Genomic DNA, 14600 nt, shown 5'->3' with positions numbered 1-14600 from the left:
TGGGAACCGCTGGGTCATAAAAGCGTGTCTCTCACTCGCAAGACGACGACGGGTCGATCCCACCGCCGGCAGTCGTCAGTCGGTGTAGGAACTCTCGCCGACGACCTCGAGGAACTCGCCGCGTCCCCTCGAGTCCGTCCGGTCGAACTCGGTCACGCGGACCCGGACGCGTTTCTCGACGGTCTCCGGTCCGGCGCCCTCGATCGTCAGGCGGGTGTCGCCGACGTAGGCGCGGCCGTCGGTTCCGTTTGACTCGGCGACGAAGACGCTGATCTCGTCGCCGGGTTCGAACGTCGGTTCGGAACTGCGGAACCGCCAGCCCTTGAGGTACTTGCCAAAGAGGCTCATACGCGAGCCACCTCCTCGCTCTCGCGGTCGGTCACGTACTCGCGGCCGAAGCCGGTGAACGCCGCGACGACGAACACCGCTACCAGCAGCCAGCCCTGGAAGACGTAGGGCACGACGTCGATGGGGGTGACGAGCATCCCCGCGTCCAGCCACTCGTACTCCCCGGGGAGTTGCTCCATCGCCCCGTAGCCGGCGAGGACGCCGCCGGACCACGGGAAGATGTACCCCAGCGCGGCGGTCTGTCCGTCCAAGATGTTCGCCCGGCGGTAGCCGTTCAGGTTGAACCGCTCGCCGATCTTCGAGATGTAGGGACCGATCGCGACCTCCGCTGCCGTGTTGATCGTGATGATCGCGTTGATCAGGGCCGCCGAGGCGACCATCGTGAGTTCGGCGTTACGGACGTTCGTCGCGAGGTTCTCGAGCGACCAGTCGAGGATCGCCTCGAACGCGCCCCCGCGGATCATGATCTGTGCGGCCGCGATGATCAGCAAGACCAGAATCGAGAGTTCGAAGAAGCCGGCCGCGCCGTCCATGACGCTGCCGGAAACGCCGACCGCATCCGGATCGCTGACGATCTCGAGAATCGGCAGGCCCGCGAGCGGTTCGGCCAGTGGTGCATCCTCCGGCGCGGAGAACGTGACGATATCGCCGATGCTCGCCAGCCCGAGGACGAGGTTGAAGGCGATGGCGACGACGATCCCCCACGAGATCGCCTCGACGATGTGTCGACCGGCGATCGCCGCGCCGATCACGATCCCCATGGAGACGAGGTGGACGAGTCCGATCGGGTCGCTCGACTCGGCGAGGAGGTCGCCGGCGCTCGCGCCGGTCTCGATGCCGCCCATCGTCTGTCCCGCGACGACGTACCCGACGAAGGTCAGGACCGCGGCGATAATGACGTACTTGAACCGCGAGGCGACGACCCCACCGATGTCCGAATCCTGCGTGACGGCGCTGACGATCGTCGTGTCGCTGACGGGCGCGAGGTTATCGCCGAAGATCGCACCCGACAGGATCGCGGCGAACATGAGGACCGGACTCGCACCCAGTAGGAGTCCGGTCGGGAAGAACAGCGTGACGAACGCGACGGCCGCGCCGTATCCCGTCCCGATGCCCGTCGTGAACAGCGCCGCGAGGACGAACGTGACGGCCGGGAACAGCGCTGCGCCGACGCCGGCCAGGTCGGCGAGCCAGACGAGGCCGCCGACGAAGCCGCCGTCCTGTAACAGCTGCGCGAAGATGCCGGCCCAGATCCAGGCCACGATGGCCGTCACCGCGACCGGCTGGGTCATCCCCTCGAAGATCGTGTTGGCGTAGGACGCCCAGTTCCCGCGGACGAAGAACATCCCGATCACGAGTCCGAACAGCATCCCGACGATCAGCCCGCCGGTATCCGAGATGCGCCACAGCGCCGTCTGGACGATCGCCCAGACGATGAACACGCCGATCGGCAGCGCGCTCATCCCCCGACCGCCGTAAAACGTTATTTGCGGCTCTTCATCGCCCGTTCCCTCGACGAACGCATCGGTCGGATCGCCGTCCGGTGTACCGTCATTAGCACCACTCATCGTACAACACGATGCGGTCTAACTAAACGACTGCTGAAAAATCTTACTACGGAAGGGAAGAGCTACGGAAAGACGACAGGTTGTTCGGACGATAGCGGTCCGACGAATCTGGCCCTCGCGGGCCGGTTGCGGTCGCCTTCGAATCGTCCCGACGCTTTTAGTGGTTCCGTCAGACAGGTCACTCAATGACAGTCCTTGGAGATGCCGCGCTGCTCGCCGTCGGGATCGCCGCCCTCTGGTTCGGCGCCCGCTGGCTCGTCGACGGGGCCTCGAGACTGGCGACGTCGGTGGGGATCTCGCCGCTCGTCGTCGGTCTCACCGTCGTCGCGTTCGGAACCTCGGCGCCGGAAGTCACCGTCTCCGTCACCGCCGCGCTCGAGGGACAGGGCGACGTCTCGGTCGCCAACGTCGTCGGGTCGAACGTGTTCAACCTCGGCGTAATCCTCGGTATCGTCGCCGTGATCGCTCCGTTTCGCGTCACGAGCGCACTGCTCCGTCGCGACGCGCTCGCGATGATCGGAACGACGGTGATCGGCGCGGTCATCCTCTCGAACCGTCACGCGTCGCGACTCGAGGGAGCGGTGCTGCTCGCCCTGCTCTGTTGCTATCTCGGGGCAATCGGACTCGCGATCCGGCGAGCCGACAGCGACGATACCGCCGCTGACAGTACCGCTGTGGCGCTGACCGGCGGGACCGATGGCGAGACGGTTTCCCTCGGTCGCGAAGGCGTTCGGCTGCTCGCCGGCCTCGGCCTCGTCGTCGCGGGCGGTCGCGTGCTGGTCGACGCGGCGACTGGGATCGCCCTCTCGCTGGGGATCTCGGCGTGGCTCGTCGGCGCGACGGTCGTCGCCGCCGGGACCTCGCTGCCGGAACTCGTGACGTCGGTCGTCGCGGCGCGACGCGGCGACATGGGGATCGCCGCCGGCAACGTCGTCGGGTCGAACGTGTTCAACCTCCTCGGCGTGCTCGGCGTCGCCGCGGTCGTGCGCCCGATGACCGTCGATCCGGCCGTCGGGCGCAGCCTCGCGTGGTTGCTCGTCGTGACCGCCATCGGCACGGCGCTGCTCGCGACCGGCCGACGCGTGAGCCGCCGGGAGGGAGTCGCGCTCATCGCGATCGGCCTCGGCTACTGGCTCGCGAGCGCTCTCGGGTTCGGCTAACGCAGCACGGCGGTTCGCGGTAACATCGGTGTTAGCGAGAGGCTTTGAGCCTCGATCCCCTTCTCTCGTCTATGAACATGCTCGTCGACGGCGAGTGGCGAACCGACGCGTACGAGGCCAACGACGACGACGGCTCGTTCCAGCGACAGCAGACGACGTTTCGCGACCGGGTCCGCGATGATCCCGACGCCGAATTCCAGCCCGAGGCGGGACGGTACCACCTCTACGTCTCCTACGCCTGCCCCTGGGCCCACCGGACGCTCGTGACGCGGGCGCTGAAGGGACTCGAGGACGCGATTTCGGTCTCGGTCGTCGATCCCTACCGCGGTGAGGACGGCTGGCAGTTCGCGCCCGAGAAGGAGGGCTGTACGCGCGATCACGTCCGCGGCGCCGACTACCTCCGAGAGCTGTACGTCGAGGCCGACCCGGACGCGACCTGTCGAGTGACGGTGCCCGTCCTCTGGGATAAACGGGAGGACACCATCGTCAACAACGAGTCCGAAGAGATCATGCGGATGCTCGACACCGAGTTCGATGACTATGCGACTCGAGACGTGGACCTCTATCCCGAGGGCTACCGCGACGAGGTCGATCGAATCATCGACGAGATCTACGAGCCGATCAACAACGGCGTCTACCGGGCCGGCTTCGCGACCAGACAAGAGCCCTACGACGAGGCCGTCGACAACCTCTTCGCGGCGCTCGATCACTGGGACGAGGTGCTGGCAGACCAGCGCTACCTCGCCGGCGACCGGCTGACCGAGGCCGACGTCGCGATGTTCACGACGCTGGTTCGGTTCGATAACGTCTATCACACGCACTTCATGTGTAACGTCCAGTACGTCCGCGAGTACGACAATCTCTGGCCGTATCTGCGCGATCTGTATCAGACGGGCGTCGACGACCGAAGAGAGGGGACGCCGGACGGACGAACGGGGAGCGGTGCGAGGCGCGACCCGGGGGAGCGCCTCGATGAAGCGAACGGGGAGGAACGACCCGTGAGCGAAGCGACCCGTGACTCAGGCGTTGCGGAGACGGTGGACATGGACCACATCAAAGAACACTACTACACGACCCATCCCGACGTGAATCCCCACCGAATCGTGGCTCGAGGCCCCGATCTGGACTTCGAGGCGCCCCACGAGCGGGACGAACTGCCGGGTAGTCCGCCGGCGGATCTGGCCGCGGCCAGCGCCGACGACTGAGGCTCGAAACGCAGCGGGAGGCGCGCATACGCGTTCTATTGTCGATTCACGGTTCTTCGCCCGGCCCGAACGGGACTCGAGCGAGTTACGAGCCGCTCGGCGGCTTGCCCGACTCGCGCCACGATTCGAAACTGTGCTCGAAGTCGTCGGACGCGAAGAACGCCCGCCAGATGAGATACGCCGGGATCAACACCGGGAGCAGCGGAAGCAGGGCGACGGCGATGATAGCCGCCATAACGTACCCGAACAGCGACATCTGTCGGTTCGGACCCATCCCCGTGGAGTCGGCGACGTCTGTGGCCATACATCAGGGTAGGAACCTGTCGCTATTCGGTCTTACGGTCTCGCGACGGGGCGTCGTCGTCCCCTCGCGGATCGAACCGGCGACCGACGCGCCCCGAGACCGACGACCTACTGGCCACCCAACACGTCGGCCGAGTCGTCTCGGGGCCGATACCCCAGTTCGAGCATCGTCTCCGACAGGGAGAGGAACCGCTCCGAGTTGTCGGAGATGCCGTGGGCGGTCAGCGGCGTCGACTCGAGGGTCGTCGTCGCGGCCGCGCGAATCACCTGTTGGCAGTCGTCGGGACTGAGCCACATCGCGCGGGCGTATCGCTCGCCGGCGCCGTCGCGGTCTGAGACTTCGTCCTCGAGTTCGTCCTCCGAGAGCAGCCAGCCGATCCGCAGGTTGACCACGTCCAGCCCGTGGCGGTTGGCGTAGTAATGGCCCATCGCCTCGCCGAAGACCTTGGTGACGCCGTAGTAGGTGTCGGGATCCATCTCGTCGTCCGGCCGGACGATGTCGGGCTTGCCGACCGTCGACTCCGGACGGATGGGCGAGACGACGTTGGACATGTTGACCGCGTGGTTCGAACTCGCGAAGACCACCCGCTCGAGGTCGTTCTCCACAGCGGCGTGGAACGCGTTGTAGACGCCGTCGACGTTCGGTTCACGGACCTCGTCCCACTCGGCTCGCGGGCTCGGATTCGCCGCCAGATGGATCAGGACGTCCTGGCCCTCGAGGGCCTCGACGAACTCGTCGCGGTTCGCGATCTCGAGGGTCTCGGTGTCTAAATCCTCGCTCTCGCTGTGGGAGAAGAGCGTGAGCGTCTCGTCGTCGAACGCCTCGATGGACTGCCTGCCGACCCGCCCCGATGCGCCCGTGATGGCGATCTCGGTCATAGCCGACGGACACCGAGTGCGGGGAAATAGCTCCGGCTTGAAAGCCCCGTCCGGGCTCGAGTCATCGACTCGAGCCCGGACGCCCCTTTCAGTCCCACCGAAAGCCCACCCAAGGAAGGGGCTCGGCCGGGAGAAACGTGTGGACGGTGGCCCAGCGGCCGAAACGCGTCGATAGCCGACGCTACCGATCGCTCTCCGGTTCGACAACGAGTTTGCCGACGCTCTCCCGATCCTGCATCGTCGCGAACGCCTCGTCGGTCGCCTCGAGCGGGAACGTCTCGTCGATCACCGGCGAGAGGTCGCCGTCGGCGGTCAGCTCGACGAGTCGGCGCAGGTCGTCCTGGGTACCCATCGTGGAGCCGACGACGCGCTTGTGGCCGAGGAAGAGGTCCGGCACGTCGATCGTCGACTCGCCGCCGGCCGTGCGGCCGCAGACGACCATCGTCCCGCCGCGGCGCATGACCTCCTGGCCGAGCCGGGTGTACTCGCCGCCGAGGTGGTTGATGACCGCGTCGGGGGTGCCGATCGCCTCGACCTCCTCGCGGATCTCATCTGGCTCGGTCGCCCGAATCGCGTGATCGAGCCCCAGTTCGGTGACGCGCTCGAGTTTCGACGCCGACGAGGAGGTTCCGATCGTCCGGGCGCCGAGGATATCGGCGAGCTGGACGGCGGCGACGCCGACGCCGCCGGTCGCGCCGGGCACGAAGACGAGATCCGCCGGCCCGACGTCGGCCCGCCGGAGCATGTGGAAGGCGGTCATGTAGGCGGTCGGAATCGCGGCGGCGGTCGTCGCGCTCACGCCGTCGGGAAGCGGAACGAGCCGATCGGCCTCGACGCAGGCCGTCTCCGCGAGTCCGCCGTGGTACAGCGAGAACCGCTCGCAGCGGTTCTCCGGCCCCTCGCGGCAGAATCGACAGGAGCCGCAGGTCTCGTTCGGACAGAGGACGACCCTGTCGCCCGGCTCGACGGCGTCGACACCCTCCCCGACCGCGCTCACGGTACCCGCGACGTCCAGCCCCGTCACGAACGGGAGGTCATCGGCGTCGACCATCGCGGAGTCGCCCTCGAGGATCCACAGATCGTGGCGGTTGATCGCGCAGGCCGCGACGTCGACCGCGGCCTCGCCGGGGCCGGGATCGGACTCCTCTCGCTCGATCACGTTCACTCCCTCGGGACCGGTCAACTCGGTGAAGGCTGCTGCTCGCATCGAGTGAGGCATCGGCCTCGGGGCTAAAGACCGTCGGGGTCGACCGTCGGTGCGTCGTCTCGAGCGGGGTGAGAGACCTGCCACCGGCAGTCGATCCGGCTCTCACGAAAGGAGAGTCGACGGAACGCCTTTCCGTCGATCCGTACTCGGTTCGGACGCACTCGCGTCCGGGTTGGGGTAGTGGTTATCCTTCAGTCCGTTCCGACTGAGACGCGCAGTTCGATTCTCGCACCCGGACCTCGGCGTTTCCGCTCGGTTTCGCTCCGACCGAGTACGGGATCACTCGTACCGGTGTGGCCAGTAGAGCGACCGGCCCGCTTTGAGCATTTTCCAGAGGGGGCTACAGCCGCGCTCCCAGACGAGAATGGGGAGGATCCGGCCGCCGAATCCCTCTTTGAATCGGAAGACGCCGTTCTCGAAGTTCGCGTTCGTACTGCCGAAGTCGTACGTGTCGTACCCGTTGTCGATCCCCCACCGAATGACGTAGTCGTAGAGCAGTTCCGACGCGTGATCGCCGAAGTAGTCCTCGGGGACCGCCGCGAAGAAGCCGTGAATCGACGACCGCTGCTCGTCGAGCAGTTCGAGGAAACCGCCCGCGTACTCGCCGTCGATCCGGATCGTCAGGAGCAACAGCCGCTCCCGCATATCTAGCAGCCGTTCGAAAAACGAGAGCGGATAGCCGTCGCCGTCGACGCGGTCCATCACCTGCTCGTATACTCGATGGAAGCGCTCGAGATTCGGCCGCGTGAGTTCCTCCTCGACGATCTCGTAGTCGCCGTCCGTTCCCCGATCGATCCCCCGGCGTCTGGTCTTGCTCATCCCGTCGTAGATCTCGCCGTACCCCTGCGTGAGGTCGAGCACGAACCGACACTCGCGCCGGTACGGTTCGTACCCCTCCGACTGCAGGTAGTTGTTGTACCGCATGTACTTCGTATCGAGGCCGCGGATCTGGTGGACGACCGTCCGCCCGGTACAGAGTTCGGGAACGGCTTCGGCGAGCAGCGACAGCGACTCGGCGACGTCGGTCGTGACCAGCGGCCCCCCGAACCCCGGATACGACGACGAGAGTCGCCGGAACGGCGTCTTCTCGATATCGACGACGAAGTTCGGTAACAACCCGATGAGGTTGCCGTCCTTTTCGACGACGAGGTGTCGCGGCGTCTTTCCCAGTCCGGCCTCGATGGCCTCGAGCCACTCGTAGCGATGAAAGACGCTCCCGCAGGTCGACCGCTCGACGACCTCGTTCCAGCGAGCCGCCGAGATAGATCGAATCGAGTCGAACACTGTTACCTCGAGTCCCGACTCCGACGTCGCGAGCGTTCTCGAGACCGTCTCGGTGTCGGTACGCCCCTCCGCATACCCATCCGATGTAGTGGTTGCCGCAGTCGGCTGCGCCATTCTGCTACAGACGACCGGAGACGACTGGTAAGTTAATGCCCGATAACTTGACGTTCCCGAGCCTGTATATAACTAGAGTCGCGACGGACTGTTTCACAGAGATCGAAGGGTTCTGGCGCTGAAAAATATGAAATAGAGACGGTAACGATAGCGTAACGGAGCACAGCGTCCCCGATCGCCTCGTATTCCCGATCGGATCCGACTCACGGTGAGTCGCGCCCTCGAGCGACTCCGTTCGCGGCCGGCCGCGGTTCGCAGTCAGTCGTCGACGAACTGATCCAGCGTCGCGTCGCGCCCGTTCCGGACCTCGCTGACCAGCGCGCCCTCGATGTCGAGGCCGAGGACGTCGACGGCCGCTCGGCCGACTCGCTCGCGCATCTCGGAGGGCGAGTAGACGCCGAGTCGCCACTGGGAGTACTGGGCCGCGCGCAGCGCCTCGACCAGCGGCGACTGCTGACCCAGCCGACGGATGTCGCCGTTGACGACCACCCTCGAGGTCGACTCCGTCATCGACGGGCGGCTCTGGACGTCGACGATGACGCACTCGGGATCGACCGCCGCGTCGTCGGCGATCTCCCGCTCGAACTCGCGGACCGCCTCGTGGTCGGTCTCGATGATGCCGCCCGGTACGTCGTCGATCTCGGCCCACACTGCCCGCTTATACAGGTCCCGCCGGTCCAGCCGGCGCGAGAACGTCTCCGTTGCCGAACACGAGCGCAGGGCGGCGATCAGGTCGTGATCGTCCATCCGCTGGAGCGTCGCCGCGTCGACGTCCGTCTCGGGGGCGTCGAGCAGGCGCTCGGCGGCCCGCCGGAGCATCGCCTTGCTGATCCGGGCGACGCTGTGGCTGTAGACGGACGGGTTCATCAGCGCTCGCGCGACCAGCAGGCTCTCGGCGGTCTGGACGTTCCCCTCGTCCAAGACGAGTTCGCCGTCCGTGAACGTCAGTTCGCGGACGAGGCGACCGTGGTCGATCGTTCCGTAGGGGACGCCCGTGTGATGGGCGTCCCGCACCAGGTAGTCCATCCGGTCGACGTCGAGTTCGCCCGAGACCAGTTGGCCGAATCGCCCCTCGCCCGCGATCAGATCCGCGATCTTGTCGGGTGCCAGGTCGTGGTCGCGAAGCACCGAGCCGATCTCGCCGTCGGTCAGCAGATCGTGAACGTCGTCGTGGTACCGGCCCGTGCGCCGGTGAGTCAGCGGCTCTAGGTTGTGACTGAAGGGGCCGTGGCCGATGTCGTGGAGGACCGCGGCGGCGTGGACGCGATCGGCCTGTCGCCCGTCGACGTTCAAGTGCTCCAGCGCCTCGCAGGCGAGGTGGTAGACCCCCAGACTGTGCTCGAAGCGCGTGTGATTCGCGGAGGGATAGACCAGCGAGACGGTCCCGAGCTGGCGGATCCGGCGGAGCCGCTGGAGTTCGGGCGTATCGAGGAGGGCCTCGGCCACGCCGTCGATCCGGATGTGGTCGTGGACGCTGTCCTTTATCGTCGTCACACCCGTCTGTTCGGGTCGATTGCACAAAAACCGTCGTTCGAGCGGTTATAAGGTGCCGTCACCTGACGCGGGGGGACTTACCCGCGTCGCCGTCCTCTCCCCGCTACATGACCGAACTCACGATTCCGCCGGACGCCACCGACGAGCACGCCGCGGAGCTCGTCCGTGACCACGTGACGGTCGGCGACATCGTTGAAGTCTGGGAGCGCGACCGAACCGGCGGCGACGACCCCGAGGTCACCGGCGAGGTGACGGGCATCGAACCGGGCTATCTCGAGCTCGACGGCCGACCGCTCGGCGAGGGGAGCGTCCGATACGACCGGATCGGGACGGTAATCCTGGTCGAGTCAGCGTGATGTCCGCCTCGCCCTGACGGGCGAGGATGGGAGTGTGGAACTGTAGGCGGCCCCGCGTCCGACTCGTTGTCCGGAAGAGCTGTCAGGGTAGCCCGTAGCGACACGTTCGTTCTCCGCGACGTCCGTATCTGTTTTTCCGCTCTCTACGCTTCACTCATTGATTGTGTCTGCTGTGTCGCCCAGCGTTGAGACCGCTTTCACCTAATTATTAAAATATTAGATAAAATAGCAGTATTTATTAATCACGTCTAGTGAATTCATAACCAGTGCGACTGAAGTGGGTCCCGATTCACGAGACGAGGAATCGAGAATTCGACCAAAGTGCTCAATATACTCAATCCAAGTTTAGTTAACTAAAGTGAGTTTGACCATCGTGTCAATCGACTCAGTACGACTCGAGAAAGCCAGCCCGATGCGACGGTCGCGACGAGCAGCGACACCGTCGTGTCCCGAGCCGTCGATTCGCGATTCAGCCCGCCCGCCGAACGGCGGCACGTCCGCGAGTCTCGCGTCTCGCCGATCGACTAATCGTTCGAACCCCTTGCCCTCGAGCACCGAAGACTGAGATGCTACGAGCCTTCCTCGCCCGACTCGGATCGCTCGCGGCGGTCATGGCGACCGTCTCGTTCGTCACGTTCGGCTTCGTCTCCCTCACGCCCGGCGATCCGGCGTACACGATCCTCCGAGAGCAGCGACAGAGCCCACCGTCGGAGCGCGAGGTCGCGGCTTTCCGCGCCGAACACGGGTTCGACGAGCCGTTCGTCGTCCGCTACCTCTCCTGGCTCGGCGACGCGGTTCGGGGCGACCTCGGGACGTCGTACTACCAGTCGGAACCCGTCACGTCGCTGTTGGTCGAACACCTGCCGAACACGCTCGAACTCGCGCTGGCGGCGACGGCCGTCGCACTGGCGGTGGCCGTCCCGCTGGGCGTCGTCAGCGCCGTCCACCGCGGGACGTGGATCGACCGGACCGGTCAGATCGCCGCGCTGGTCGGCGTCTCGATGCCGAACTTCTGGCTGGGCTATCTGCTGATCCTCGTCTGTTCGCTCCGGCTCGGAGTGACGCCCGTCTCCGGGGTCGGCACGCTCTCCCACCTCGTGCTTCCCGCGATCACGCTCGGCACCGGGATGGCCGCGATCATCACTCGCCTCGTTCGCACGTCGATGCTCGAGGTCCTCGAGGCCGAGTACGTGACGGCCGCTCGTTCGAAGGGCGTCCGCGAACGGCTCGTCGTCTACAAGCACGCGCTGCGAAACGCGCTCGTTCCCGTCGTGACGATCGTCGGCCTCCAGTTCGGCTTCGTCCTCAACGGCGCCGTCGTCGTCGAAGTCGTCTTTCAACGACCGGGACTGGGAACGCTACTCGTCGACGCCATCTTCGCGCGCGACTATCCGATCGTGCAGGGAGTCGTCCTCGTGACGGCGTTCGCCTTCGTCGTGACGAACCAACTGGTCGATCTCGCGTACGTGGCGCTCGACCCGCGGATCGAACGCGGCAGCGGCGGTGATCACCGATGAGCGACCGCGAGACGCGGCGCCGCCGACCGACGCGCCGGCTGCGAGCGCTCCTCGAGCGGGGGCGACGCCTCGTTCGGCGCCGGTTCGGCCGACGGTATCGATCGAACGGCAACATCCGGCTCGGCGGCGCCGTCGTGTGTCTCCTCGCGATCGTCGCGATCGCCGGCCCGGCGCTGTCGCCCTACGATCCGACGGCCCAGGCGCTCGAACGCCGCCTCGCGGGGCCGTCGCTCGCCCACCCGCTGGGCACCGACGCGCTCGGGCGCGACGTCGCGACGCGGCTGGTTTACGGCGCCCGAATCTCGCTCGCGCTGGCGGTCGGCGCGACGCTCGTTCGCCTCGTCGTCGGGACGGCGATCGGCCTGCTCGCGGCGACCGGGAGCCGACTGGTCGACGCCGCGTTGATGCGGCTGGTCGACGTCCAGCTCGCCTTCCCGGGGCTCGTCCTGGCGCTCGTGATCGCCGGGACGCTCGGCCCGAGCATGCGCAACGTCGTGATCGCGCTCTCGGCCGTCGGCTGGGCCACGTACGCACGCGTCGTGCGCAGCAGCGTCCTCGCGGTCAAGGACCGGCCGTTCGTCGAATCGGCGCGGCTCTGCGGAACGCCCCGGCGACGGATCGTCACGCGGCATCTGCTCCCGAACGTCGCGAGCCCGGTGCTCGTCCTCGCGACGCTCAACCTCGGAACCGTCGTGCTCGCGGCGGCGGGCCTGTCCTTCCTCGGGCTGGGCGCACAGCCCCCGACAGCGGAGTGGGGCACGATGATCGCCGACGGCCGCAACTACCTCCGGTCGGCGCCGTGGCTCATCACTGCCCCCGGTATCGCGATCGCGGTGACCGTTATCGGCTTCAACGTGCTGGGCGACGGGCTACGAGACGTACTGGATCCTGATCACGTGAACGACGCGGATCGGAGGCGGACCTGATCATGAGCGCACCGCTCGAGGTCGACGACTTACACGTTCGGTTCCGCTCCCGGGCGGGATCGGAGCCCGTCCGCGCGGTCAACGGCGCGTCGTTCCGGATCGAATCCGGCGAGATCGTCGGCCTCGTCGGTGAGAGCGGCTGCGGCAAGTCGGTCACCGCGAGGTCGATCGTTCGGCTCGAGGAGCCGGGCGAGATCGTCGACGGGAGCGTCCGGTTCGACGGCCGGGAGCTGACGACCGCCGACGACCGGACGCTGCGGCGGCTCCGCGCTCGGGAGCTCGCGACGGTCTTTCAGGACCCCTCGACGTCGCTCAACCCGGTCTACACCGTCGGCGAACAGATCGCCGAGGCGCTTCGCGTACGCAACGAACCGGACCGGCAGCCGCTTCTCAGAGAACTAGCGCGCGGCGCGAGTTCGCGGCTCCGTTCGCGAGCGCTGCGATCGGAAGTCCTCGATCTGATGGAGACGGTCGGTATCCCCCGGCCGGCGGAGCGAATCGACGACTACCCACACCAGTTCAGCGGCGGGATGCGCCAGCGGGCGATGCTCGCGATCGCGCTCGCTCGCCGTCCCTCGGTGCTGATCGCCGACGAACCCACGACGGCGCTGGACACGACGACGCAGGCGGCGATCCTCGAGCGGCTCGCGGCGATCAACGAGAAGCGGGGAATGAGCGTGCTGCTGATCAGCCACGATCTAGACGTCGTCTCGGAGCTGTGCGACCGTCTCGTCGTCATGTACGACGGGACCGTCGTCGAACGAGGGCCAGTCGACGACCTGCGATCGAACCCGGCCCACCCCTACACGAAGGCGCTGCTGGGCTGTCTCCCCCGTCGCTCGAGGCCGGGAGCGCGACTGCCGACGATCGGTGGTTCACCGTCGGACGGCTCCTGCCCGCAGAACGGCTGCGCCTTCGCCGATCGCTGTTCGTTCGCGCGGGACGACTGCGATTCGACCCCGCAGCCGACCGTTTCGGTGGGTGAGGACCACACGGTCGCCTGCGGCGTTCCGGACGCCCGCGAGGCGACGATCGAGGGGACGCCTGCGAACGCGGCGGCGGAGTCGACGCCGGAGGCGACGGAGACGGCGACGAGCGCCGAAACGGCGCTGGCCGTCGACGGCGGCACGGACGCACGGACGGGCGGGCGCGTTCGGCAGGGTGACGATCCGACGACCGGGGAACCGATCGTCGAACTCGAGGCCGTCGAGAAGTCGTTCCGAGGGTCTGACGCGCTGCTCGATCGACTTCTCGGGACCGACGAGCGCGTGCCGGCCGTCGACGGCGTCTCGCTCGCGTTGCGGCCGGGGGAGACCGTCGGCCTCGTCGGCGAGAGCGGCTGCGGCAAGTCGACGCTCGCGCGAGTGATCGCGGGCCTCGAGGAACCGACCGACGGTACAGTCAAGCTTCAGGGGACCGCCGTCGGCGGCGTCGACGCGCGGACGGACGACCAGCGCGCCGAGATCGGCGTCGTTTTCCAGCACCCGGGCACGAGCCTCGATCCGAAGCGGACGGTCGAGGAGTCGATCGCCGAACCGCTGGTCGAAGCCGGCTGGACGGCCGCCCGGCGGGCTGACCGCGTCGACGAACTCCTCTCGCTCGTCGGGCTCCCGCTCGAGTACGCCGATCGGTTCCCGCGTCAGCTGTCGGGCGGCCAGCGCCAGCGGGTCGCGATCGCCCGCGCGCTCGCGCTGGAGCCGTCCGTGCTCGTCCTCGACGAACCGACGGCGGCGCTCGACGTCTCGACGCAGGCGACGATCCTCAACCTGCTGGCCGATCTCCGGGACGAGCTCGGACTCGCGTGCCTGTTCGTCTCCCACGACGTAGACGTCGTTCGCCACGTCGCGGACCGCGTCGCAGTGATGTACCTCGGTCGCCTCGTCGAGGTCGGTCAGACCGAGCGGACGCTCTCGAACCCGACGCACCCGTACACGGCGACGTTGCTGGCGTCGCTTCCGGGCGACCGGGGCGACCCGGTGCCGACGGCGGTCGAGGATCGCGACGCGCTCGCGGGCGACCCGCCGAGCCCGACCGATCCGCCCGCCGGCTGTGCGTTCCATCCCCGCTGTCCCGTCGCCACCGAGGAGTGCCGTCGCCGCGAGCCGCCCCTCGAGTCCGTCGGCGACGGAGCATCCGGGCCGCGCTCCCGGTGTCTGTACGCGCCGGAGTGGATCGAAGCGGGCGAAGATCCGCCGTCCGACGTCGATGCGCCCGCTCTCGGGGCCGACGACGAATAGCC

General features: G+C 67.2%; 13 protein-coding genes. 6 read left to right on the top strand and 7 right to left on the bottom strand.

Annotation, left to right across the window (positions count from 1 at the left end; genetic code table 11):
* Window positions 1-75 precede the first annotated feature (75 nt).
* Window positions 76-348 carry a DUF7513 family protein gene (locus HTUR_RS11935; RefSeq protein WP_012943579.1) on the bottom strand — a complete coding sequence of 91 codons (273 nt, stop codon included), beginning with the start codon at window positions 346-348 and terminating at the stop codon, window positions 76-78.
* Complete coding sequence (locus HTUR_RS11930) at window positions 345-1916, bottom strand: Na+/H+ antiporter NhaC family protein (protein ID WP_012943578.1); 1572 nt, start codon at window positions 1914-1916, stop codon at window positions 345-347. Before HTUR_RS11930 ends, HTUR_RS11935 begins: the two co-directional genes overlap by 4 nt.
* 185 nt (window positions 1917-2101) lie before the next feature.
* Here HTUR_RS11930 and HTUR_RS11925 point away from each other — a divergent pair, with 185 nt between their 5' ends.
* Together HTUR_RS11925 and HTUR_RS11920 are read left to right on the top strand one after the other, a co-directional pair.
* On the top strand, window positions 2102-3076 hold the full coding sequence (locus tag HTUR_RS11925) for a calcium/sodium antiporter (protein WP_012943577.1): 975 nt from the start codon (window positions 2102-2104) through the stop codon (window positions 3074-3076).
* Window positions 3077-3147: 71 nt separating this feature from the next.
* Window positions 3148-4281: a glutathione S-transferase family protein gene (locus tag HTUR_RS11920; RefSeq protein WP_012943576.1), complete on the top strand. Its 1134-nt coding sequence runs from the start codon at window positions 3148-3150 to the stop codon at window positions 4279-4281.
* A gap of 85 nt (window positions 4282-4366) precedes the next feature.
* On the opposite strand, the gene HTUR_RS11915 is transcribed toward HTUR_RS11920, so the two are convergent.
* The 5 genes from HTUR_RS11915 to HTUR_RS11895 form a co-directional block, all read right to left on the bottom strand.
* Window positions 4367-4585: a DUF7535 family protein gene (locus HTUR_RS11915; protein ID WP_012943575.1), complete on the bottom strand. Its 219-nt coding sequence runs from the start codon at window positions 4583-4585 to the stop codon at window positions 4367-4369.
* Window positions 4586-4692: 107 nt separating this feature from the next.
* Complete coding sequence (locus HTUR_RS11910) at window positions 4693-5463, bottom strand: NAD-dependent epimerase/dehydratase family protein (RefSeq protein WP_012943574.1); 771 nt, start codon at window positions 5461-5463, stop codon at window positions 4693-4695.
* Window positions 5464-5644: 181 nt separating this feature from the next.
* The gene (locus tag HTUR_RS11905) at window positions 5645-6670 is read right to left on the bottom strand and encodes an alcohol dehydrogenase catalytic domain-containing protein (RefSeq protein WP_012943573.1); all 1026 of its coding nucleotides are present in this window, start codon (window positions 6668-6670) and stop codon (window positions 5645-5647) included.
* A 279-nt stretch (window positions 6671-6949) separates the two neighbouring features.
* The gene (locus HTUR_RS11900) at window positions 6950-8068 is read right to left on the bottom strand and encodes a GNAT family N-acetyltransferase (protein WP_012943572.1); all 1119 of its coding nucleotides are present in this window, start codon (window positions 8066-8068) and stop codon (window positions 6950-6952) included.
* Window positions 8069-8326: 258 nt separating this feature from the next.
* A complete protein-coding gene (locus HTUR_RS11895; protein WP_012943571.1) occupies window positions 8327-9562 on the bottom strand; it encodes an HD domain-containing protein in 1236 nt (411 codons plus the stop codon).
* A gap of 107 nt (window positions 9563-9669) precedes the next feature.
* Between HTUR_RS11895 and HTUR_RS11890 the strand changes: the two genes are divergently transcribed.
* The 4 genes from HTUR_RS11890 (at window position 9670) to HTUR_RS11870 (ending at window position 14598) form a co-directional block, all read left to right on the top strand.
* Window positions 9670-9918, top strand: a complete 249-nt coding sequence (locus HTUR_RS11890) for a hypothetical protein (protein ID WP_012943570.1) — start codon at window positions 9670-9672, stop codon at window positions 9916-9918.
* A gap of 566 nt (window positions 9919-10484) precedes the next feature.
* Entirely contained in the window at window positions 10485-11435 is a 951-nt protein-coding gene (nikB, locus tag HTUR_RS11880) for a nickel ABC transporter permease (RefSeq protein WP_012943569.1), read from the top strand.
* On the top strand, window positions 11432-12361 hold the full coding sequence (gene nikC / locus HTUR_RS11875; RefSeq protein WP_012943568.1) for a nickel transporter permease: 930 nt from the start codon (window positions 11432-11434) through the stop codon (window positions 12359-12361). The genes nikB and nikC overlap by 4 nt, the downstream gene beginning before the upstream one ends.
* A 2-nt stretch (window positions 12362-12363) precedes the next feature.
* A complete protein-coding gene (locus HTUR_RS11870; protein WP_012943567.1) occupies window positions 12364-14598 on the top strand; it encodes a dipeptide ABC transporter ATP-binding protein in 2235 nt (744 codons plus the stop codon).
* Window positions 14599-14600: the final 2 nt, after the last annotated feature.

The sequence above is a fragment of the Haloterrigena turkmenica DSM 5511 genome, assembly GCF_000025325.1.
In the GTDB taxonomy this organism is placed as follows: Archaea; Halobacteriota; Halobacteria; order Halobacteriales; family Natrialbaceae; genus Haloterrigena; species Haloterrigena turkmenica.
This window is presented reverse-complemented; position numbering and strand designations above follow the sequence as displayed.